This window comes from Streptomyces zingiberis (assembly GCF_012034935.1).
In the GTDB taxonomy this organism is placed as follows: domain Bacteria; phylum Actinomycetota; class Actinomycetes; order Streptomycetales; family Streptomycetaceae; genus Streptomyces; species Streptomyces zingiberis.
Genome location: NZ_JAATEN010000010.1, coordinates 56,669 through 78,750, shown reverse-complemented (window position 1 = coordinate 78,750; position 22,082 = coordinate 56,669). Strand labels below are relative to the sequence as shown.

Annotated in this window: 15 protein-coding genes and 1 other RNA gene; 3 read left to right on the top strand and 13 right to left on the bottom strand. The window is 74.3% G+C overall.

The features are described from left to right. Positions 1-420 precede the first annotated feature (420 nt). A complete protein-coding gene (murA, locus tag HCK00_RS14940) occupies positions 421-1,761 on the top strand; it encodes a UDP-N-acetylglucosamine 1-carboxyvinyltransferase (protein ID WP_168102428.1) in 1,341 nt (446 codons plus the stop codon). Positions 1,762-1,943: 182 nt separating this feature from the next. On the opposite strand, the gene HCK00_RS14935 is transcribed toward murA, so the two are convergent. The 9 genes from HCK00_RS14935 to HCK00_RS14895 all read right to left on the bottom strand — a co-directional run bounded on the left by HCK00_RS14935 (position 1,944) and on the right by HCK00_RS14895 (position 15,324). Continuing rightward, complete coding sequence (locus tag HCK00_RS14935) at positions 1,944-2,225, bottom strand: HU family DNA-binding protein (RefSeq protein WP_168102427.1); 282 nt, start codon at positions 2,223-2,225, stop codon at positions 1,944-1,946. 429 nt (positions 2,226-2,654) lie between these two features. Further along, complete coding sequence (locus HCK00_RS14930) at positions 2,655-4,145, bottom strand: NAD-dependent malic enzyme (protein WP_168102426.1); 1,491 nt, start codon at positions 4,143-4,145, stop codon at positions 2,655-2,657. Between the two features lie 603 nt (positions 4,146-4,748). After that, on the bottom strand, positions 4,749-7,169 hold the full coding sequence (locus HCK00_RS14925) for a HelD family protein (protein ID WP_168102425.1): 2,421 nt from the start codon (positions 7,167-7,169) through the stop codon (positions 4,749-4,751). 416 nt (positions 7,170-7,585) lie between these two features. Then, positions 7,586-8,353 (bottom strand): zf-HC2 domain-containing protein, encoded by a 768-nt coding sequence (locus tag HCK00_RS14920; protein ID WP_168102424.1) that lies wholly within the window; start codon positions 8,351-8,353, stop codon positions 7,586-7,588. Then, positions 8,350-8,937 (bottom strand): sigma-70 family RNA polymerase sigma factor, encoded by a 588-nt coding sequence (locus HCK00_RS14915; protein ID WP_168102423.1) that lies wholly within the window; start codon positions 8,935-8,937, stop codon positions 8,350-8,352. The genes HCK00_RS14920 and HCK00_RS14915 overlap by 4 nt, the downstream gene beginning before the upstream one ends. A 722-nt stretch (positions 8,938-9,659) precedes the next feature. Further along, a complete protein-coding gene (locus HCK00_RS14910) occupies positions 9,660-11,051 on the bottom strand; it encodes a uroporphyrinogen-III synthase (protein ID WP_240965596.1) in 1,392 nt (463 codons plus the stop codon). 365 nt (positions 11,052-11,416) lie between these two features. Further along, complete coding sequence (locus HCK00_RS14905; RefSeq protein WP_168102422.1) at positions 11,417-12,859, bottom strand: nitrate/nitrite transporter; 1,443 nt, start codon at positions 12,857-12,859, stop codon at positions 11,417-11,419. 173 nt (positions 12,860-13,032) lie between these two features. Continuing rightward, positions 13,033-14,022, bottom strand: coding sequence for a LysR family transcriptional regulator (locus tag HCK00_RS14900; protein WP_168102421.1), 990 nt, complete (start codon positions 14,020-14,022; stop codon positions 13,033-13,035). Between the two features lie 330 nt (positions 14,023-14,352). Continuing rightward, the gene (locus tag HCK00_RS14895; protein ID WP_240965595.1) at positions 14,353-15,324 is read right to left on the bottom strand and encodes an extracellular catalytic domain type 1 short-chain-length polyhydroxyalkanoate depolymerase; all 972 of its coding nucleotides are present in this window, start codon (positions 15,322-15,324) and stop codon (positions 14,353-14,355) included. A gap of 633 nt (positions 15,325-15,957) precedes the next feature. Here HCK00_RS14895 and HCK00_RS14890 point away from each other — a divergent pair. Next, on the top strand, positions 15,958-17,421 hold the full coding sequence (locus HCK00_RS14890) for an amidohydrolase family protein (protein WP_206320384.1): 1,464 nt from the start codon (positions 15,958-15,960) through the stop codon (positions 17,419-17,421). Between the two features lie 211 nt (positions 17,422-17,632). Further along, positions 17,633-17,971 (top strand): SCO0607 family lipoprotein, encoded by a 339-nt coding sequence (locus tag HCK00_RS14885; RefSeq protein WP_375781969.1) that lies wholly within the window; start codon positions 17,633-17,635, stop codon positions 17,969-17,971. A gap of 276 nt (positions 17,972-18,247) precedes the next feature. On the opposite strand, the gene HCK00_RS14880 is transcribed toward HCK00_RS14885, so the two are convergent. From HCK00_RS14880 to HCK00_RS14865, 4 genes are all read right to left on the bottom strand, one after another. Next, positions 18,248-19,285 (bottom strand): hypothetical protein, encoded by a 1,038-nt coding sequence (locus tag HCK00_RS14880; RefSeq protein ID WP_168102418.1) that lies wholly within the window; start codon positions 19,283-19,285, stop codon positions 18,248-18,250. 283 nt (positions 19,286-19,568) lie between these two features. Continuing rightward, positions 19,569-19,948, bottom strand: a transfer-messenger RNA (tmRNA) gene (gene ssrA / locus HCK00_RS14875). Positions 19,949-20,321: 373 nt separating this feature from the next. Next, positions 20,322-20,828, bottom strand: coding sequence for an SsrA-binding protein SmpB (gene smpB, locus HCK00_RS14870; protein WP_168102417.1), 507 nt, complete (start codon positions 20,826-20,828; stop codon positions 20,322-20,324). Between the two features lie 18 nt (positions 20,829-20,846). Continuing rightward, complete coding sequence (locus HCK00_RS14865; RefSeq protein WP_168102416.1) at positions 20,847-22,028, bottom strand: S41 family peptidase; 1,182 nt, start codon at positions 22,026-22,028, stop codon at positions 20,847-20,849. Positions 22,029-22,082 lie beyond the last annotated feature (54 nt).

The following is a 22,082-nucleotide window of genomic DNA, read 5'->3' as shown; positions in this document are numbered from 1 at the left end:
GCGCGCCCCCTTTCCGCGCCGGGGCCGCGCCCGGGCCGCGACGCACCGCGACGGACCGCGACGGACCGCGACCGGACACCGCCCGACCGCGACCGCGTCGCGCCCCGTCCCGGCTCCGGCGCCCGCGCCCGTCCCGCGCGCCACCGCTGCGGGCCGGCTGCGGGCCGGCTGCGGGCCGGCTGCGGGCCGGCTGCGGGCCGGCTGGGGACCGGCTCCGGACCCGTTCCGGGAGCCGGGACGAGCGGGGCCGTTCCGCGCCGTTTCCATGACCCTGTGCCGTGGTAGGCGCACGGTACGTGTTGTGACGAATCCATGACGTACGGGTGACCTGCGAGGACCGGGTCCGGCCTGACGGGCGGGGGCGCACGGGCCCTTACCATGTGGATTTGGTCCCAGTCCCACTCCAGGAACGCGAGATCCATGACCGGCACCGACGATGTCCTGCTTGTCCACGGCGGCACCCCGCTGGAGGGCGAGATCCGTGTCCGCGGCGCGAAGAACCTCGTGCCCAAGGCCATGGTCGCCGCGCTGCTGGGCAGCGAACCCAGCCGCCTCCGCAACGTCCCCGACATCCGTGACGTGCGCGTGGTGCGCGGCCTGCTCCAGCTGCACGGCGTCACGGTCCGCCCCGGCGAGGCCGGTGAACTGGTCCTCGACCCGTCCCACGTCGAGAGCGCCAACGTCGCCGACATCGACGCCCACGCGGGCTCCTCGCGCATCCCGATCCTCTTCTGCGGCCCGCTGCTGCACCGGCTGGGTCACGCCTTCATCCCCGGGCTGGGCGGCTGTGACATCGGCGGCCGGCCCGTGGACTTCCACTTCCAGGTGTTGCGCGAGTTCGGCGCGGTGATCGAGAAGCGCGCGGACGGGCAGTACCTGGAGGCGCCGCACCGGCTGCGCGGCACCAAGATCCGGCTGCCGTACCCGTCGGTGGGCTCCACCGAGCAGGTACTGCTGACGGCCGTGCTCGCGGAGGGCGTCACCGAGCTGAGCAACGCGGCCGTGGAGCCGGAGATCGAGGATCTCATCTGCGTGCTCCAGAAGATGGGCGCCATCATCTCCATGGACACCGACCGGACCATCCGGATCACCGGTGTGGACAAGCTCGGCGGCTACAACCACGCCGCCGTCCCGGACCGCCTGGAGGCGGCGTCCTGGGCGAGCGCCGCGCTGGCCACGGAGGGCAACATCTACGTCCGGGGCGCCCAGCAGCGCTCGATGATGACCTTCCTCAACACCTACCGGAAGGTCGGCGGCGCCTTCGAGATCGACGACGAGGGCATCCGCTTCTGGCACCCGGGCGGCCCGCTGAACGCCATCGCGCTGGAGACGGACGTGCACCCCGGGTTCCAGACCGACTGGCAGCAGCCGCTGGTCGTCGCGCTCACCCAGGCCTCGGGGCTCTCCATCGTCCACGAGACGGTCTACGAGTCGCGGCTGGGCTTCACCTCGGCGCTGAACCAGATGGGCGCGCACATCCAGCTCTACCGGGAGTGCCTCGGCGGTTCGGACTGCCGGTTCGGGCAGCGGAACTTCCTGCACTCCGCGGTGGTCTCCGGGCCGACCAAGCTCCAGGGCTCCGACCTGGTCATCCCGGACCTCCGGGGCGGCTTCTCGTATCTGATCGCCGCGCTGGCCGCGCAGGGCACCTCGCGGGTGCACGGCATCGACCTGATCAACCGCGGCTACGAGAACTTCATGGAGAAGCTGCGGGCCCTGGGCGCGGACGTCGAGCTGCCGAACGGCGCCCGGGCGGTCTGAGCGGCTGAGCGGCCGGTTCCGGCCGCCGGGCGGACGGAACGCGGCGCCGCGCCCCACCGCCGCCCCGTGCCTCCCCCGGGGGCGCCGGCACGGGCAGGGCACGGGCACGGCCCGGGCACGAGACGGGCACGGCAGAGGGCGGCCACCCCTTCCCGGGGTGGCCGCCCTCCACGCTGCCTGGGTTACTTGCCCTTGGCGGCTTCCTTGAGCTTGGAGCCCGCGGAGACCTTCACGCTGTAGCCCGCCGGGATCTCGATGGGCTCGCCGGTCTGCGGGTTGCGCGCGGTGCGAGCCGCGCGGTGGGTGCGCTCGAAGGTCAGGAAGCCGGGGATGGTGACCTTCTCGTCGCCCTTGGCCACGATCTCACCGACGGTCTCGGCGAGCGCGGCGAGGACGGCGTCCGCGTCCTTGCGCGTCACCTCGGCGCGCTCGGACAGAGCGGCCACCAGCTCACTGCGGTTCATATGTACTCCCGTGTTCTACGTGCCAATGAGGCGTGAGATCGAAGCCGATGCTGCCAGGGCCCTCGGACGGTACCCGGACCCGGGTCTGCAGGCAGACCCTCGCGCCCGTCCTCGCATCCTGCCCGTACCTGCGGCGATAAAGCCAATCCGGCCCTCCCGCGGGGCGCCGCGGACGCCCGCGGAGGGAGTCCGCGGACGCCCGGGGAGGCCCCGGGCTCCGCCCTCGTGAGGCGGGCGGCAGGGTCGCTTCGAGGTGTTTGCGGCAGTTCTGGCAGCCGTCACCCTATGCGGCGCGGAGAGCCGGACGGCCGCGACGCGCCGCCCCCGGCCGTTCGTGGCACCTGTCACAGTGCGATCCCGGAGCCCGGGGCACCCGCATGAGCGGCGTGAGCTGTGTGAGCTGTGTGAGCTACGGAACGCTCGGGGCCCTCACGGACCCGCGACGCCCTCGGACCCCGCCGCCCCTCCGGCCTCCCCGGTCACGGCGGCACCCGCCGCGGCGGCCGCACCGGCCGCCCCGACGGTGCGGGCCGCGTGGTTGACGGCGTCGGCGACGGCACCGGCGACCTTGTCGTTGAAGACGCTGGGGATGATGTAGTTCGCGTTCAGCTCCTCCCGGGCGACCACGTCGGCGAGCGCGCCGGCGGCGGCGAGCATCATGTCGGTGTCCACCCGGTGCGACTGGGAGTCGAGCAGGCCCCGGAAGACGCCGGGGAAGACCAGCACGTTGTTGATCTGGTTGGGGAAGTCGCTGCGGCCGGTCGCCACGACGGCCGCGGTCCGCCGCGCCACGGCCGGGTCGACCTCCGGGTCCGGGTTGGCGAGCGCGAAGACGATGGCGCCCTCCGCCATCGTGGCCACGTCGTCCCCGGAGAGCACGTTCGGGGCGGAGACGCCGATGAAGACGTCCGCGCCGGCGACCGCCTCGCGCAGCGTGCCGGTGACGCCCTCGGGGTTGGTGTTGTCGGCGATCCAGCACAGCGGGGAGCCCGGGTCGGCGTCCACCAGGTCCTCGCGCCCGGCGTGCACGACGCCGTGGATGTCGGCGACGACGGCCTGCCGCACCCCGGCGGCGATCAGCAGCTTGAGGATGGCGGTGCCGGCCGCGCCCGCCCCGGACATCACCACCCGCACCTCGCCGATCTCCTTGCCCACCACGCGGAGGGCGTTGGTGAGGGCGGCGAGCACGACGATGGCGGTGCCGTGCTGGTCGTCGTGGAAGACGGGGATGTCGAGGGCCTCCCGGAGCCGGGCCTCGATCTCGAAGCAGCGCGGCGCGGAGATGTCCTCCAGGTTGATGCCCGCGAAGCCGGGCGCGATGGCCTTGACCACCTCGACGATGGTGTCGGTGTCCTGGGTGTCCAGGCAGAGCGGCCAGGCGTCGATGCCCGCGAACCGCTTGAACAGGGCCGCCTTGCCCTCCATCACCGGCAGCGCCGCCATCGGGCCGATGTTGCCCAGGCCGAGCACGGCGGAGCCGTCGGTGACGACCGCGATGCTGTTGCGCTTGATGGTGAGGCGGCGGGCGTCCTCGGGGTTCTCCGCGATCGCCGTGCAGACCCGCGCCACCCCGGGGGTGTAGACCATCGACAGGTCGTCACGGTTGCGAATGGGGTGCTTCGAGGACATCTCGATCTTGCCACCGAGATGCATGAGGAAGGTCCGGTCGGAGACCTTGCCCAGGGTGACGCCCTCGATCTTGCGGAGCTGTTCGACGATCTCCTGGGCGTGGTCGGTGGACGACGCGCCGATGGTGACGTCGATGCGCAGCCGCTCGTGGCCGGAGGCGGTGACGTCCAGGCCGATCACGGAGCCGCCGTGCGACTCCACCGCGGTGGTCAGACCGCCGACGGCGCCGCCCGTCGCCGGAACCTCCAGCCGGACGGTCATCGAGTAGGAGACGCTGGGAGCCGTTGCCATGCCGGGATTCCTCTGCTGTGCCGTGTTTCGCCTGGCGCGCCCGGGAGGACCTCCGGGCGGGCGCGCGGACCGATCGTGCCATTTACCGATTGGTAGCAGGTAACCGGAGGGCAGGATCGGAAGGATTGTTCCACTCTGCGTCCACGCCGTGACAGGCGGGTGCCGTCCCGGCGCCCGCACCGGCGCGAGGCGTCACCGCCGGCGTGCCGTCGGTGACGCTGCGTCTCCCGGGCGGCGCGCCGGACCCGGAGGAGCGGGGAGACCCGGTCGCGCCGGACGTGCCGGACGTGCCGGAGGGCGTCTCCCCCGCTTTTGGGGAGACGCCCTCCGGTGTGGCTGAAGGCACCTGAAGATGAAGACACCTGAAGCTGAAAACGCCTGAAGTTGAAGACACCGGCCCGCCATGCTCGCCTCGCGGCAAGTGGTCGCTCGAAGCGACTATGGTTGGGCCCGGGGGCTTGGATCGGGCCGGTGCCTCATCCACGGTAACACTCCCCCCGCGCCCGGCCATTCCCTCCGGCCCCGCGATTTTCAGGGGGCCTCCCGCGGGACGTTCCCGGCCCCCCTCGATGCCCCGTCGATGCCCCCGGGGTTCCGGCGCGGTCAGTCCCGCAGCAGATCCGGGACGCCGTCCGCGTCCGGCGCGTCCCGCTCCGTGGAGAGCACGGTGAGCCGCTGGGTGGCCCGGGTCAGGGCGACGTAGAGGACGCGCAGACCGGCCGGGGACTCGTCGGCGATCTCGGCGGGGGACACCACCAGTGTCGCGTCGTACTCCAGCCCCTTGGCCTCCAGGCTGCCGAGGGCCACCACCCGCTCGCCGAGCCCCGCCAGCAGCCGGCGGGCCTCCGCGCGCCGTCCCATGGCGACGACCACGCCGACCGTGCCCTCCACCTCGTCCAGGAGGCGCGCGGCCTCCGCCCGCAGGGCGGCGCCCGCCCCCCAGCCGTCCGTCCCGGTGACCTCGGCCACGGCGTAGCGCGGGACGAGGCCGGTGGAGCGGACGGCCCGCGGTGGCCGGGCCCCGGGCATCGCCAGCGCGAGCACCTTCGCGGCCACCTCGGCGACCTCGGCCGGGTTGCGGTAGTTGACGGTGAGCGTGAACCGGCGGCGGGGGCGCCGGCCGAGCGCCTCGTCCCGCGCGGCACCGGCCTCCTCGGGGTCGGACCAGGAGGACTGCGCCGGGTCGCCGACGATCGTCCAGGTGGCGTGGCGGCCGCGGCGGCCGACCATGCGCCACTGCATGGGGGTGAGGTCCTGGGCCTCGTCGACGATGACATGGGCGTACTCGGCGCGCTCCCCGGCCGTCCGGTCCGGGGCACGGCGGGCGGTCCGGTCGGCGAAGGTGGTGACCTCCTCCAGCCCGGTGAGCTGGTCCAGCGGGTCCGCCTCGCGCCTCCTGGGGCGGGCCGGGGCGCCCAGCAGCGTGCGCAGCTCGTCCAGCAGGGCCACGTCGTGGACGGAGAGGGGGCCGCGCCCGTCGGGGCCCAGCCGCCGCAGGGCGCGGGCGAGCCGGCGGGCCTCGGCCGGGGTCAGAACGCGCCGGGACCAGCGGCCGAGGCGCCGCTCGTCGGCCATCGCGGCCAGCACCGCGCGCGGCCCGAGCTCGGGCCACCAGGCGGCGAGGAACTCCTGGAACCCGGGCTCGTCCACGACGTCCTCGTCGAACGCCTCCCGGGCCTCGCGGGCCAGTTCGGGGTCGGTGGGATGCCGGTCGGCCGCTCCGGACTTCGCCCAGAGGGCGTCCAGCAGCAGCCGGCGGGCGCGGGGGCGGAGCAGGTTGACGGGGGTGCCGGCGTTGCCGAAGACGGCGCGGCGGACCTCCCGCAGTTCCTCGGGGCCCAGTTCCGTCCGCCGTCCGAAGACGACGACGCGCAGCCGGTCCGGTGCCGGGCGCGGCGCTCCGTCCGCGGTGGTGGAGGTGGCGGTGGTGGAGGTGGCGGTGGTGCTCGCGCCCTCGCCGTCCCCGCCCCCGCCCCCGCCGCCGCCGAGGTCGAGGGCTCCCCGCGCGGCGCGGCGGAGGACCTGCTGCATCCGGGCGGAGCCCTTGATCCGGGCGATCTCGGGGGCGTCGTGCGCGGTGGCCTCGGCACCGTCCACCAGGGAGCCCAGCGCGCGGATCGCGACCTGCCCCTCCTCGCCGAGGGAAGGCAGCACGCCCTCGGTGTAGGCGACGAGCAGCGGGGTCGGACTGACCACGAGGATGCCGCCCGCGTAGCGCCGGCGGTCCTGGTAGAGCAGGTAGGCGGCGCGGTGCAGGGCCACCGCCGTCTTGCCGGTGCCCGGCCCGCCGTCGACCTCGGTCACGGACGCGGCGGGCGCCCGGATCACCTGGTCCTGTTCGGCCTGGATGGAGGAGACGATGTCGCGCATGGTGTGGCCGCGGGCCCGGCCGAGCGCCGCCATCAGGGCACCGTCGCCGATCACGGCCAGTTCCTCGCCGTCGAGGGTGGCCGTCACCTCGGGGCGGAGCAGGTCGTCCTCGACGCCCAGCACCTTGCGGCCCTTGCTGCGGATGACCCGGCGGCGGACGACCCGGCCGGGGTCCACGGGGGTGGCCCGGTAGAAGGGCGCCGCGGCGGGCGCGCGCCAGTCGATGACCAGCGGGGTGTAGTCGGCGGCCAGGACGCCGAGCCGGCCGATGTGCAGGGTCTCGGCGATCTCGGCGCGGGCCCGGCCCTCCTCGTCCGTCCGGATGGCGCCGTCGGCGGGCTCCACGGAGGTGTGGGCGCCGTCGGGACCGCGCTTGCCGTCCTTGCCGGGGAGGAGGTCGATCCGGCCGAAGAGGAAGTCCTCGAACTCGGCGTTGAGCCGGTTGAGGTGGAGGCCGGCGCGGAAGACCTGCGCGTCGCGCTCGGCCAGGGCGCCGGGGGTGCCGACCTGCCCGCGGCGGGCGGCGTCGGCCATGAGGAACTCCGCCTCGTGGATCTTCTCTTCGAGTCTTCGGTACACCAGGTCGAGATGGTGCTGTTCCCCCACGGTCTCGCGGTCCCGTGGAGACTCGACCGGGGCGTGCTGCGCGGCCACCCGGGCCCCCTTCTGCTGTGCTGGGCAGCCGTCCACCGTACGCGACGGGGATGCGGCCCGCACCCGGGACCGGCGGACATCCCACCGGGACGGGCGGCCGCCGGGCGCGCGGGGTGACGCGGGGCGGCGCGGGAGGCCGCGGACGACGCGACGGGGAACCAGGGGCAGGGGGACGGGGAACCCCGCGCGCGGAGCGGACGCGCGCGGCGGGAGCCGGGGACACCGGGCGGAAGGACGGAAGAAGCCGGACAAGGTCCGGGAGGGGCCGGAGGACGCCGGACGTAGGAAACCGCCGCGCGGCGGGGAGGCGGGCGGCGGATCACGGTGGCGGGGGGACTGGGGGGTGGGGGGACGGTGTGGGGACGCGGGGGGTGCGGGGGTGCGGGGGATGTGTGGCCGGGGCCGGGGACGGCCGGTCAGCGGTTGACCGTGACCAGCCTGTCCCCGTCGAAGGTGCGGACCTCGAAGTGATCGATCTCATTGGTGGACATCGCGGCACCGCCCTGGATGTAGAGCGGCTCCTTGCCCTTGGGGTCGGAGCTGTCCGGGAGGCCGTAGCCCCAGGCGGGCACCGACCACGAGGTGACGACCTCCTCGTTGCCGCTCTTGGAGACGGCGACGAGGCTGCACTTCTGCGGTCCCTTGACGTTCTTCAGCTCCAGGACCGTGTCGGTGCCCCAGGCCCGCTGCTCGGTGGCGACGGACGCGGAGACCTTGCTGACCGGGTCGGTGCCGGACATCTTGTGGTCCATCGACGTCCACGCGCCCTCGGCGGTCGCGACCACCGGCGGCGCGGCCTCGTTCGAACCGCCGTCCGAGCCACCGGCCGTGGCCCAGACCGCGACGGGCGGGCCGCCGAGGACGAGCGCGGCCGCCGCCGCGAGCATGTAACGGCCGCGCCGGCGCGCCTTGCGCCGGTGGGCGTTGACCTCGCCGAGCAGCTTCGGCAGCACACCCGGGCTGGGCTTGCTGTGGAGAGCGGCGGGTTCACGGACGGGAACGGGGGTCTCGGCCAGCTTGGCGAGCAGCGGCTCGATCCCCATGAACTCCTCGAGCTGCGCGGCGCAGTAGTGACACCCCGCCAGGTGCAGTTCGAAACGGTCGGCCTCCGACTGTTCCAGGATGCCCAGCGCGTAGGCGCCGACGGCCTCGTGCTCCGAGTTGGGCTCCGGGGGCATTGTCATGCCCTTACTCCTCGTTCTTCGAGTGCGAGCTTCATGGAGCGCAGCGCGTAGAAGACGCGGGACCGGACCGTCCCGCTCGGTATGCCGAGCGTCTCGGCTGCCTCGTTCACGGTACGACCCTTGAAGTAGGTCTCGACAAGTACCTCTCGGTGCGCGTCGCTGAGATCGCCCAGGGCGTCGGAGAGCGTCATGAGCCAGAGTGCCTTGTCTATCTCGTCCTCCGCGGGCATGACTTCCAGAGGAGCCGGATCGACCTCCTGCGGACGGGCCTGCCGGCTCCGGTGACCGTCGATGACAATACGCCTGGCCACGGTGACCAGCCAGGGACGGACCGAGCCCGTCGCGCGGTTGAGCCGGTGCACGTTCTTCCACGCGCGGACCAGGGTCTCCTGGACGACGTCCTCGGCCCGGTGCCGGTCACCGGCGACCAGCCGGAGGACGTAGGCCAGCAGCGGGCCCGCGTGCTCGCGGTAGATGACGCGCATCAGCTCTTCGTCAGGCACCGGTTCGGCGGAGCGGGAACGCTCGGCGCGGTGGCGGGTCCTGGCAGTACGGTCATCGGACACGGCCGCATCCTTGCGCACCCGAACCTCCCGGTCGAGAGCTTGCTGAGGGGAAACACTTACGCCAACTGCTGTGTACTGCCGCTCAGTAGGGCGGGGACCCGCGGCCCTCGTCTGCGACGGGACCCCGCCCAGGCCTCGTACCGCCGGCGTGGGGGACCGATCGGTGGTACGAGGAGATTCCAATGTCGCCGTCTTCATAGCCGTCCTTGTCGGTCGCAGCGCACCTCGCCGCACCGGCCAGGGGTGCGGCGGTCCGGACCGTCCGTGACGGACGGCCTGAGGCGGCGTTCGGTGCGCATGACGTCTTCTCTCCCCCGGGGAATCAGGTGGTCGAAGCGTGGGGCGGACCTCCTCCGCCCCCTGGCCGCCCCCGTTCCGGCCTGCGCTTCTGGGCACAAGTACGGAGTCTGTGGGCGGGGTACTCAACGCCACCCGAAAAAAATTCCGCCCCGCGCGCGAGCGGGGCGGAAAGGGCCTGACGGGACGTCGATTCGCGGCGATCTGCTCAACTCTGTCCGGTGGCGGACGCGTTGATGTGTGATCGGCGCGTGGCCGGAGTGCGGCGGGCATGCGGTCGGCGTGTGGGTGGCGCGTGGTGATCGGGCCGCGCGGACGGGGTGCGGCGCGCGATCAGGGCCGGCGGCCGGGGACCGAAAGGCCGACGTACCGAGGGGCCGAAGGACCGGGAGGCGTGGCGCGGGGGTGAGAGGGCGGAGCCCGTCCCCCCGCCTGCCTCGCCCTCAGGTACCGGCGTTCTCCCCGTACTTGGTGTCCGCGGCCGTGTCCAGGGCCAGCCGGTAGCCGCGCTTGACCACCGTCTGGATCATCCGGGGCGTGCCCAGGGCGGTGCGGAGCCGGGCCATGGCGGTCTCGACCGCGTGTTCGTCGCGGCCCGAGCCGGGCAGCGCGCGCAGCAGGTCGGCGCGGGAGACGACCCAGCCGGGGCGGCGGGCCAAGGCGCGCAGCAGCGCCATGCCCGCGGGCGGCACCGCCCGCAGCTCCCCGTCGACCAGGACGGCGTGCCCCCGGATGTCCAGCCGGTGGCCCGCGACCGGCAGCACACCGGCCCGCGTGGGCAGTTCCCGGCAGAGGAGCTGGACCAGCGGGCCCAGCCGGAAGCGTTCCGGACGGACGGTCGGCACCTCGTGTTCGACCAGCGGCATCGCGGTCACCGGCCCGACGCAGGCGACCAGCACGTCCCGGCGCAGCGCCGCCAGCACCGCCTCCAGCAGGCCCCGTTCCCGCGCCCGGTCCAGCAGCCCGGCGGCGGCGGGCGCGCTGGTGAAGGTCACCGCGTCCAGCGAGCGGGTCACCAGGGCGTCGAGCATCCGGTCCACGGGACCGATGTCCTCCGGCGGCAGCCAGCGGTAGACGGGCACCCCGACCACCTCGGCTCCCGCCTCCCGCAGCGTCTCGACGAAACCGGGCAGCGGCTCGCCGTGCAGCTGGACGGCGAGCCGGCGGCCCTCGACCCCCTCGGCGAGCAGCCGGTCCAGCACCTCCGACATCGACTCGGACGCGGGTGACCAGGCCTCGGCGAGCCCGGCGGCGCGGATCGCGCCGCGCACCTTGGGGCCCCGGGCGAGCAGTTCGACCCCGCGCAGCCGCGCCGTCAGCTCGTCCCCCAGGCCCCAGCCCTCGGCGGCCTCGATCCAGCCGCGGAAGCCGATGGCGGTGGTGGCGACCACGGCGTCCGGGGCGTCGGCGATCAGCTCCTTGGTGGCGGCGAGCAGTTGGGCGTCGTCGGGCAGCGGGACGATGCGCAGGGCGGGAGCGTGCTGCACCACCGCGCCCCGCCGCTCCAGCAGCGCGCCCAGTTCCTCGGCGCGGCGCGCGGCCGTCACGCCGACGGTGAAACCGGCGAGCGGGCCGGGGCCGGTGGAACCGGCGAGGTGCGCGGGGGTGGAGCCGGTGGGTGGGCTCGCAGCGGCGTCCGCTCCGCCGGTGGGCGCGGCACCCGGTACGGTGCCGGGCGCCTCGGAGGCCGAAGGCGAGGGCGGATCGGGGTGCCCGGACGGCTCGGCGTGCCCGGACGGCTCACGAGTCCCGGGCGGCTCGGCGTGGCCGGACGGGCCGGCAGGGCCGGGGCCGGGCGATTCGGAGGGGCGGGGCCGGCGGGTCGGGTCCTGCATGGGGGTCTGCCTCGCTCAGCTGGGGGGCGCGGTCCGGTCGGTGAGGGCTTCCGCCGTCCGGGCCGCCCGCCGGAGAACGGGGCGGACGGCCCGGACCGTACCGGTCATGGTCGCAAATCCCGGTGTCCTGCCCGGTTCACGGGGGTTTCCCCGGTGTTACGCGGTCGCGGGCGGCCCCCGGTCCGCGGCTGCCCCGGACCGCCGTTCCGGTCCGGCCCCCGCGCCCCGCCTCGGCCCCGCGTCCGCCGCCACCCCCGCCACCCCGCCGTGCGCCGCGGCCCGCCGCCGCCCCGCCATGCGCCCGCCGCCCCCGCGGCCCGCCGCCGTCCGCGCCGGGTGCGGCCAGGGGCGCGGACACCGGCTGCTCAGACCTCCGCGTAGGCGCGGGCGCGCTCCCCCTCCGGCGGGCCCGCCGGAGCCGTCCCGTCCGCCGGGGCCGCGCCGCCGGCCGGGCCGGCCACCGCGGACCGGACCGGGGCGCGGCGCAGGTACACCGCCCAGGTGACGCCGGCGCACAGCGCGTAGCAGGCGAGGAAGGCGAGGAAGGCACCGGTGCCGCTGCCGGCCGTCTGGAAGGACTGCCGGAAGGCGAGGTTGATGCCGAGCCCGCCGAGCGCGCCCACCGCGCCGATCAGCCCCATCGCGGCGCCGGACAGCCGCCGCCCGTAGGCCGCGGCGGTCTCCCCCGTCATCCCGCGGGCCAGCGCCTGCGCCTGGAAGATGCCGGGGATCATCTTGTAGGTGGAGCCGTTGCCCAGGCCGCTCAGGACGAACAGGGCGATGAATCCGGTGAGGAAGACCGGCAGGGACCGCTCCGCCGAGGCGTATACGACCACGAGCGTGGCCACCGCCATCCCGCCGAAGTTCCACAGGGTGATCCGCGCCCCGCCGAACCGGTCCGCCAGCCGCCCGCCCACGGGCCGGATCAGCGAGCCGAGCAGCGGGCCGACGAAGGTGAGCGAGGCCGCCTGCAACGGGGTGCGCCCGAACTGCGTCTGGAGCACCAGCCCGAAGGCGAAGCTGTAGCCGATGAAGGAGCCGAAGGTGCCGATGTAGAGGAAGGCCATGATCCAGGTGTGCCGGTCGCGGACGGCTTCCAGCGCGGCGCCGGTGTCGTTCCGCACCGGCGCGAGGTTGTCCATGCGCAGCGCGGCCAGGGTGGCGGCGACGACGATCAGCGGCAGGTAGAGGGCCGGCACGAGCCGCGGCTGGGCGGCGCCCGCGGTGCCGATGACCAGCAGCCCGACGAGCTGGATCACGGGGACGCCGATGTTGCCGCCGCCCGCGTTGAGCCCCAGCGCCCAGCCCTTCTTCCGCAGCGGGTAGAAGGAGTTGATGTTGGTCATGGAGGAGGCGAAGTTGCCGCCGCCGGCCCCGGTGAGCGCCGCGACCACCAGGAACGTGGTGTACGAGGTGCCGGGCTCCATCACCACCGCCGCCGCGGTCGTCGGCAGCAGGAGCAGCAGCGCGCTGACCACCGTCCAGTTGCGCCCGCCGAAGCGCGCCACCGCGAAGGTGTAGGGCACCCGCAGCACGGCGCCGACCAGCGTGGGGAGGGCCACCAGGAAGAACTTCCCGGCCGGGTCCACCCCGTACTCGGGCCCCATGAAGAGCACCATCACCGACCAGAGGCTCCACACGGAGAAGCCGATGTGCTCGGAGAGCACGGACCAGACGAGGTTGCGCCGGGCAATCCGCTCGCCCCGCTCCGCCCAGAAGGCGTGGTCCTCCGGGTCCCACCGCTCGATCCAGCGGCCGCCCGCGCGCGCGGGTGGCGACGGCGACGGTGTCGTGTCCTGGGTGGTCATCACGCCTCCGCGGTGCTCGGGGATCGTCCGGCACCCGACGCTAGGGAGGGCGCGTTTCACCGCCGTGGCGGCAGATGACCACCACGCAACCTTGCTCTCACCCGCTGCTCACCGGGCGTGTGAGCGCGGCTGACGGGGACGGTCCGGGGGCGTCCCCGGCGCGGGCCGGCCCGTCATGCCCCCATCAGCCGCGCGTCCTCCTCCGGCAGCCAGGAGTCCGGCGGGCGGGCCAGCCAGCCGTGCCGGGCGGCGAGCGTGCGGACCGCGTCCCGCAGGAGTTCCAGGCCGGGGTGGTTCAGCCCGCGCCGCCACACCATCGTGACCGGGGACAGCGGCACCGGTGCGGTGAGGGGCCGCCGAACCGCGCCGGGCATCTCGATGAACTGCCCGGTCGCGAGCACGGGCCGGCTCAGCTTCCGCATGACGCGGACGAACTCCTCCCGTCCCTGGATCGGCGGCAGCGGCGGGGCGACGGCGATGCCGCGCCCGGCGAAGAGCTGCCGGGCGAGTTCCGTCCACTCCGCCGTCCCGTCGTTGCCCGCCGCGGCGTAGACGCTCTCCCCGGCGAGCGCGTCGAGCGGGACCTCGGGCAGATCCGCGAGCGGGTGGTGCTCCGGCAGGACGACGGCCATCGGCTCGTACCGCACGGGCAGCCGGCCGAGGCGGGCGCGCACCGCCGGGTCCAGTCCGGCGAACCGGCCGAAGGAGACGTCGAGACGGCCGCCCAGGATCGCGGCGGCGGCCCCGGTCAGCCCGGCGTGGTAGCAGGCGAAGAACTCCAGCTCCTCCTGGCCCGCCGGGGGCACGGCGGCGGCCGCCCGGCGCGCCTCGGCCAGGACGAGACCGCCGGTGGAGACGGTCTCCGAGATGTCGACGAGGAGCGGACGGCCCCGCTCGCCGTCCGAGCAGGCGGCGAGCAGTTCCTCCTGGGCCTCCAGCGCGCGCAGCGCGTACGGCAGGAGGCGCTTCCCGGCGTCGGTCAGCTCGACGCTGCGGGTGGTCCGGGTGAACAGCTCCATGCCGAGCTGGCGTTCGAGCCGCCGGACGTCCCGGCTGAGCGCCTGCTGCGCGATGTAGAGACGGGCCGCCGCGCGGGTGAAGTGCAGTTCGTCGGCGACGGCGGCGAAGGCGCGGAGCAGACGCGGCTCGATGTCCCGGGGCATCCGCATATTTTGACAACAGAGACGCGTGAGTTCCAAGAGACAGGTGTTGGACCGTTTGGTCCGCGCGCCGCGACGCTGGCGGGGTGCTCCTCTTCCTCGCCTCCCGGCCCGTGACCCGCCACCACCAGCCGCTCTCCGGGCCGCTGTGGTCCGCCCCCACGGCGCGGGCGCGCCCCGCGGACGGCGCGCCGCCGCCCCGCCGGAACCGGATGGCGGCCTGGTTCCGGCGGGGCGGCCGGCGGTAGGGCGGTTCGGCCGGGGGTCAGCGGGGGTGGTTCAGCCGGCGCGGTTCGGCCGGGGCAGCGGCTCGGTCGGTTCAGCCGGGGCGGTTCACCCCAGGCCCCAGCTGGTGCCCATCCGGTGCGCGGCGCACAGGCCGACGTCCAGCAGGTACGCGGCGGCCCGGCCGCACTCGCCGTCGCCCGTCCCCGGGTTCACCGGCTGGCCGTGTCCCATGCCGGTGAGGGAGTACGTCTCGACGACGGCCTCCCCCGCGGCGTTCCGGTACACCTGGTGCGGGTACCCGGCGACCGTTCCGGAGGAGTCGGCCTGCTGGTCGGTGCCGTGGACATCGGTCCACTGCGCGACGAGGGCGGTCATGGTGGCCGGGGTGACGGTGGTGTCGGTGGTGCCCTGGAAGAGCGTCACCCGGGGCCAGGGGCCACTGTGGGAACCGGCCGCCGCCCGCACGCGGTCGGCCCACTGGCGCGGGGTCTGCGTCGCGCCGACGTACATGCAGACGTACGGCGACCCCGCCGCCTGCGCGCAGCCGTACGGCAGCCCGGCCACGATCCCGCCGGCGGCGAACAGCTCCGGATAGGCGGCGAGCATCACGCTCGTCATCCCGCCGCCCGCCGAGAGCCCGGTGATGTGGACCCGGGAGGCGTCGGCGCCCGCGTCCGCGACCTGCCGGGCGACCATCTGCGCGATGGAGGCGGCCTCGCCCTGACCGCGGGCGATGTCGGTGGTCTGGAACCAGTTGAAGCAGCGGCTCAGGTTGTTCGCGGTGGTCTGGCCGGGCAGGACGACCGAGAAACCCCAGCGGTCGGCCAGTTCGGTCCACCCGGAGTCGGCGCCGTAGGCCGGGGCCTCCTGGGTGCAGCCGTGCAGCGCGACGACCACGGGCCGGCCGGTGGGCAGTCCGTCCGGGACGTAGCGGTACATCCGCAGGGCACCGGGGTTGGAGCCGAATCCGGTGACCTCCTGGACGGCGGCGGTGGCCCCGGTGGGGGCGGCCCCGGCGGTTCCCGCGCCGGAGGGCGCCTCGGCCGCCCGGGCGGTGGCGGGGACGAGGAGGAACAAGGCCGTGAGAGCCGCGAACAGCGTCAGGACACCGGCCGGACGGGAACCCCGGCGGACGGGACGGCGGACGGCCGGTCGTGGGGAGGGATACGGGGAGCGGGGAGCGGGTGAGGACGGGGGTGGGGATGATGAGGTGGGGGTCATGTCCGAGGAAGGTAGGAGCGGGGCGGCACCCCCGACATGTGGCCGTTCCCCACAACACCGGCGCTCCCGCTGTGCGGGGCCCGAGCGGGCGCGGCGGTCCCGCCCCGCCCCGCGCCGCCTCGGCCGCTCCGGCCACTCCGGGTTCGGCGCCCCGGCCGCCGGAGTTCCTCGGGGGCCGCGTCCGGAGGCGGATCCCCGCGGCCGTGGCCTGGTTACGGGTGGGCCACCGGCGCCACAGCGCCCCGGCCCAACGGCCCAACGGCCCAACGGGAGTGTCCTGCCGGAACACGCTACGCCGTCCTCGCCCACAACTCCGGTTGTCCACAGGGCCACTGGCCGCCGGCTCCGTTTTTCCACAGCCCCGGCCCCGCCTTGACGCTGGACCCGACACACCGTCACAGTGAGTGACGCCGCGCTCGCCGGAGTTCCGGTCGCCATCCGCTCCCGGCTGCCCCGGCGCCTGCCCGTCCCTACCGTATGGAGGAGAACATGACCCGACCCGACGCCGAAGTGCCTGCCCCCGGGCGGCCGGTGGTGTTCCGTGGCGGAACGGTGCTGACCATGGACGACGCCAGAACGGTCCTCACGGAGGCCGATGTCCTGGTGGTCGGTGACCGCGTGGCGGAGGTGGGCCGGGCGCTGCGCGCCCCCGAGGACGCCTGGGAGGTCGACGCGGGCGGCGGCATCCTCCTCCCCGGCATGATCGACACACACCGTCACATGTGGCAGACGGCGATGCGGGGTTACGGCGCCGACTGGACGCTGACGCAGTACTTCGTCTGGTACTACATGGAGCACGGCAAGGCCTTCCGCCCGGAGGACATCCACGCGGGGAATCTGCTCTCCGCGTGGGAGGCGCTGGAGGCCGGCGTGACCACCACGGTGGACTGGTCGCACGGCCTGCGCACCACGGATCACGCGGAGGCCGCGGTCGACGCCCTGCGGGCGGTCCCCGGCCGGTTCGTCCTCGCCTACGGCAACATCCACGCCGCCCCGTGGGAGTGGGCCACCGACCCGGAGGTGCGGTCCTTCCTCGAACGGCACCGCACGGGCGCGGGCGGCCTGCTCGACTTCCAGCTCGCGTTCGACGTCACCGGCGATCCGGACTTCCCCGAGAAGGCGGCCTTCGAGGCGGCCCGCGACCTGGACCTGCCGGTCACCACACACGCCGGCGTCTGGGGCGCCACGGGGGACGACGCGATACGCCTGATGCACGAGCACGGCGTCATGACCCCCCGCACCGTCTACGTCCACGCGGCGAGCCTCGGCGCCGACTCCTACCAGCGGATCGCCGCCACGGGCGGGTCGGCCTCGGTCTCCACCGAGTCGGAGCAGAGCGCCGGCCAGGGCTACCCGCCCACCTGGCAGCTCCGCCGCCACGGGATACCGGTGTCGCTCTCCATGGACAGCAGCGCCTGGTGGAGCGGCGACCTCTTCTCGGCCATGCGCACCACGCTCGGCGCCGACCGGGCCCGCGAGCATCTGGCGGCCCACGAGCGGGGCGAGACGGTCACCCATGTCGGCCTGCGCGCCGAGGAAGTGGTCGAGTGGGCGACTCGCGGCGGCGCCCGGGCGCTGGGCCGGGACGACCTGGGGCGGGTGGCTCCGGGTGCGAAGGCCGATCTCGTCCTGATCCGCAACGACGCCTCGCCCGTCTCCTTCCCCCTGCTCAACCCCTACGGCCAGGTGGTCTTCCAGGCACAGCGGGGAGATGTGCACACGGTGCTGGTGGACGGCCGGGTGGTGAAGCACGCGCACCGGCTGGTGGACGCCGACCTGCCCGCCCTGCGGCGCACCGCCGAGGCGACCGTCGACCATCTGCGCTCGTCCCTGGGCGAGGACGCCTGGACCGCCGGCATGCACCCCGAACTCCCCCGCCAGGAGGTGCTGGACAACCCGTACCAGTACACCGCGTACCGCTCCGGCTCGACCCACGCGGCCCGGGACGAGTAGGCGGCCTCAGCGGGCCATGGGTACGGGGCTGCCGGGGCGAGGCGGGACCGGAACGTCCGGCCTGCCCCCTGCCCCTGCCGCAACGGGCTGCGGCTGCACCGCCCAGCGACGGCGGCTGCACCACCCAGAGCCGGATGAGTAGCAGCGCTCATGTGGGGCGGGCCGGGGTCGGCCGAGACTGTGCTCACCGACGAGAGCTGGAGGAACCACCATGTTCAAGCGCGCCGACACCCCCCGCCCGACGCCCGGCTCCGGCCCCCGCCGAGCGCTGCGGCCCGCCGTACTCGCCCTGGCCGGTGTGGCGGCGGCCATGACGCTGAGCGCCTGCTCGGTGCGGGACGCCATCTGCAGCGACGGCGAATACCCGGTGCACAGTATCGGCGGCACGGGGCGGGCCTGCGTTTCCGAGGACGAGGAGCCGCCGAAGGAGTACGTCCGCTACCCCGAGGGCAAGACGCCCAAGATGGTGGACGACAAGTGGGACATCTACTGGCGAACCCACACCCTCGACAAGGACGGCAACATCAGCAAGGCCCCCGAGGACGAGTGACCGGCCCGCGGCACTCCCCACCCCACCGCCGCACCAACCGCACCCGAACACGGGGACACACGGAGACACGGACACACGGAACCACGCGGGGGACGGAAACACGGAGACGCCGGGGCGGCCGACAGGGGCCGGCCCGGGCCGGCCAAGGGGAATCGCCGGCACGGGTACGACACCGCGCGGCGGGCCGGTGATTGATCCGGCTCCCGCCACGACGGGGCGGCACCGGCACCGGCACACCGAGGATCCCGCCGATCACGATGATCGGCGGGAGCTTCCTCATCTCCGGCTCAGTGACGTGATTCCGTAGTGTGCGAGTTCGCGGTCCCCCAGGCGCGCGACGGCGTCGATGAGGACGCCGGTGGCGGGGTCGACGGTGAAGCGGCACTCCACGTCCTCGTCGGGTGCCCAGCAGCTCATGGGGAAGGCCCGCATCGGCCGTACCGTCGCGGTCACCGTCGTCCCGTCGCTGCCGGGAGGGACGGTGACCCGCCGCAGATGGGAGACGATCCGCGCGGGCGTCAGCATCTCCGCCAAGCGCGCGATCACGAAGCGGCTCTCGTGCGGGTCGGGGTCATCGCCCATGGTGACGGTCCGTTCGCCGTCGCCGAGTCGCTCGGCGGTGACGGTCCACCTCCGTTCCCCGGGTGCCGGAACCGGCTCCGGGTCATCGGCGACGCGGCCCAGGGCTTCGCTGTGGACGGTCACCCGGGCTGTCGCGTCCAGCGGTTCCAGCAACGTCGCGGCCATGCGGGCGAGTGCCCAGGCGCCGTCCCCGGCCTCGTTCGGGCCCGAAGGGCACCCTTCACGGATGCCGAACCGGCCCCCACCTTCCGGCCCGGGCGCAGGGCCGGCCAGATGCTCGACCCGGCCGCGGGAGATCGTCGCGCCGGCCCGCGTGGTCGCCGCTTCGAGGACGAATCCGGTGGCCGTGTCCACCGCCAGGCGTGCGGACGTGGCCCCGGGAGGGCACCACGGGCTTTCCGGGTCCGCCCACGCCGGGTGGGGGACGACGTCCAGCACCACACAAGGGCGTCCGATCGAGCTGCCGTGGCGTGCGGAAACCGTGGCGAAATCCCGGATCAGCAACGCCGGGTCGAACAGCGCGGCCACCCGGGGATCGCCACCCTCCGCCTCCCGGAGCCGCGCACTGGAACCGCCCACCTCGACGGTGCGGGCGCCCTCGTCGTCCGTGCAGACCACCCGCGCCTGGAATGGCGTGTCCTCGGCCAGAGCCGCACCCATACGGGCGAGGGCCCACGCCGGCAGCCGCCAGTCGTCCAGGGGTGGCGAGTTCAGCTGGTCGGAAGCTGCCATGAGATCCACTTCTCCTCGGTCCGGCCACGGGAGACCCACCGCACGCCACGGACAACAGACGTCACGGATACCGGTGCATCGGCGGCTCAGGCCCGCCCGTGATTGGCCCGGGCGGGACAGCGTGGTGGGGTCCGGGCGCGGGAACGGCCCCGGGTTCGGGAACGGCTCCGGGGCCGGGAACGGCGAAGCGGCGCCTCCGTGACCGGGGGCGCCGCTTCCATGGGGCTGAACCGCGCGGACACGCCTCCCCCCTCGTCGCCGAGGGGAGGGGGCGGGATCGCGCCGGTGGAGATGGCGGGAATCGAACCCGCGTCCAACGGTGCGGAAACAGGGCTTCTCCGAGCGCAGTTCGCTGCGATTTTCTCGGCCCCGGAGATCACGCGAACAAGTCTCCGACGGGCTCAGCCACTGTTTGATTTCCCACCGACCCCCGTGGCCGGGGCCGGTGGTTTAGATCCCTAGCTGATGCCAGGTTCCGGGACGGGATCGAGCCCGGGCTGACACTCCGCAGAGTCGCTGTCTGTTAGATCAGGCAGCGAGGGCGAAGGAATCGCGCTTGGTATCGGCGATTATTTTTTTGCGACATGTGGTTTACGAGATCATTGCCGCTTCCTCGGCTCGCTTCCCCTGCCTCGACATCCGCTGTCGAAACCGATCATCCCCATGTTGATTTGACAAGCTCACCCGGTGCTCCGGCCGGCCCTCGCCGATCGGTGGGCACCCGGTGGCGCCGTGATCCATCGTAATCGACAACCGCCCCGGCGGCCAGGTCATTCCCGGGGCTCCGCACCAGGTGACGCGCGTCACCTCACCCCGCGTGCCCTGGCCCGGCCCCGCACCACCGGCCACGCACCAGCCCTCCCCCACCGGCTCCGGCGGCACCCCGGCTCCGGCCGACGCCCGACGCGGCGGCCCGATGCAGCGGCCCACCGCCGGCCACGCTTTGTCGCCCACCGTCACGCGGAGGGATCCCCCGTGCCGGCCGCCCGCTCCGGGCCACGGGCCCGCCCGACCGCTCACCCCCGCGACCGGGCACTCAGGACCGGGCGCGGCGGCGGACGGCCGAGATGACCCGTTCCGCCTCGCGCCGGTCCTGCTTCTCCCGCAGGGTCTGCCGCTTGTCGTACTCCTTCTTGCCCTTGGCCAGGGCGATCTCGACCTTGGCCCGGCCCTCCTTGAAGTAGAGCTGGAGCGGCACGACGGTGTGGCCGGTCTCCTGGGCCGCGCGGTCGAGCTTGTCGATCTCGGAGCGATGGAGCAGCAGTTTCCGCTTCCGCCGAGCGGAGTGGTTGGTCCACGTGCCCTGGGCGTACTCGGGGATGTGCACGTTGTGCAGCCAGGCCTCGCCGCCGTCGAGCTGGACGAACCCGTCCACGAGGGACGCGCGTCCCTGCCGGAGCGACTTCACCTCGGTGCCGGTCAGCACCAGGCCGCTCTCGTAGGTGTCCAGGATGGTGTAGTCGTGGCGCGCCTTCTTGTTCTGCGCGATCAGCTTGCGGCCCGACTCCTTGGCCTTCGCTTGAGCCTTCTTGGTTTTCGCCATAGCGCGGTCATTGTCGCACTAGGAGCCGCGTGCGAGCCCGGCCATTACCGTGCGGGCCCGGGCCTCCGCCCGTTCGCGGACCACCAGGTCGGGGGTGATGCCCTCGCCGTCCACGGACCGCCCCGACGGCGTGCGGTAGTGCCCGACGGTCAGCTCGGCCACCGAGCCGTCCGGGAGTTCCTCGGGCATCTGCACGGAGCCCTTGCCGAAGGTGCGCGTCCCGACGACCACCGCCCGGCCCCGGTCCTGCAACGCGCCGGCCAGCAGTTCGGCGGCGCTCATCGTGCCGCCGTCGACCAGGACGACCAGCGGCAGCCTGCTGTGACCGCCCGTCTCCGAGGCGTGCAGGGCCCGCTGCTCCCCGCGCATGTCATAGGTGGCGACCAGCCCGCCGTCGAGGAACGCGGAGGCGGCGGTCACCGCCTCGCCGACCAGCCCGCCGCCGTTGCCCCGCAGGTCCAGCAGGACGCCCGGGCCGCCGCGGGCCCCGCGCACCGCGCGTGCCACCTGCTCACCGGAGCCCTTGGTGAAGGAGCCCACCTCGATCAGCGTGGTGCCGTCCGGCTGGCGGCGGGTGGTGACGGACTCGGCGGCGAGCCGGGTGCGGCGCAGCGTCTCCGTCCAGCGGTGGCCGTCCCGCTGGAGGCCGAGTTCGACGGCGGAGCCCTCCCGGGCGTTCGCCGCGTCGCCGCGGAGCCGGGAGACGACCTCGGTGACGGGCCGGCCGCCGGCCCGGACGCCGTCGATGGTGCGCAGCCGGTCCCCGGGGCGGACCCCGGCGTGGTCGGCGGGGCTGCCGGGGACGGCCCGGGCCACCTCGATCCGCTCCTCGCCGTCCCGCCGGACCCAGATGCCGACGCCGACGTACCAGCCGTCCAGCCGCTGCCGCAGGCCCTCGTACTCCCCGGCGGTGTAGACCGCGGCCCAGCGGTCGCCGCTGCGGCTGACGACCTCCTCCGCGGCCTCGGCCCCGGACTTGCCCGCGGCCATCGCCTCGGCGGCGGCGGCCGCGACGGCGGCGGTCTCGGCGGCCGGTCCGGACGCCGGGCCCGCGGCGCCGTCCGCGCGGGCGGGCGCCCCGCCCTCGTCACGGAAGGCGCCCGAGACACCACCGGCGGCCAGGACGGTGCCGAGGACCAATGTCAGCGCCACCCCGCGGCGCGTACGGCGGGGCGGGACGAACATCGACGAGCCGGACATGGCGGTGAGTCTAGGCGACGCCTCGGCGCCGTACGGCGAGTTGGCCGGACCACT

Coding starts and splice junctions, on each gene's coding strand:
- HCK00_RS14885 (WP_375781969.1), top strand. CDS start 17,633: ATGTTCAAGCGCGCCGACACCCCCCGCCCGACGCCCGGCTCCGGCCCC.
- HCK00_RS14910 (WP_240965596.1), bottom strand. CDS start 11,051: ATGCAGGACCCGACCCGCCGGCCCCGCCCCTCCGAATCGCCCGGCCCC.
- HCK00_RS14935 (WP_168102427.1), bottom strand. CDS start 2,225: ATGAACCGCAGTGAGCTGGTGGCCGCTCTGTCCGAGCGCGCCGAGGTG.
- HCK00_RS14905 (WP_168102422.1), bottom strand. CDS start 12,859: ATGACCACCCAGGACACGACACCGTCGCCGTCGCCACCCGCGCGCGCG.
- HCK00_RS14900 (WP_168102421.1), bottom strand. CDS start 14,022: ATGCCCCGGGACATCGAGCCGCGTCTGCTCCGCGCCTTCGCCGCCGTC.
- HCK00_RS14880 (WP_168102418.1), bottom strand. CDS start 19,285: ATGGCAGCTTCCGACCAGCTGAACTCGCCACCCCTGGACGACTGGCGG.
- smpB (WP_168102417.1), bottom strand. CDS start 20,828: ATGGCGAAAACCAAGAAGGCTCAAGCGAAGGCCAAGGAGTCGGGCCGC.
- HCK00_RS14890 (WP_206320384.1), top strand. CDS start 15,958: ATGACCCGACCCGACGCCGAAGTGCCTGCCCCCGGGCGGCCGGTGGTG.
- HCK00_RS14930 (WP_168102426.1), bottom strand. CDS start 4,145: ATGGCAACGGCTCCCAGCGTCTCCTACTCGATGACCGTCCGGCTGGAG.
- HCK00_RS14920 (WP_168102424.1), bottom strand. CDS start 8,353: ATGACAATGCCCCCGGAGCCCAACTCGGAGCACGAGGCCGTCGGCGCC.
- murA (WP_168102428.1), top strand. CDS start 421: ATGACCGGCACCGACGATGTCCTGCTTGTCCACGGCGGCACCCCGCTG.
- HCK00_RS14865 (WP_168102416.1), bottom strand. CDS start 22,028: ATGTCCGGCTCGTCGATGTTCGTCCCGCCCCGCCGTACGCGCCGCGGG.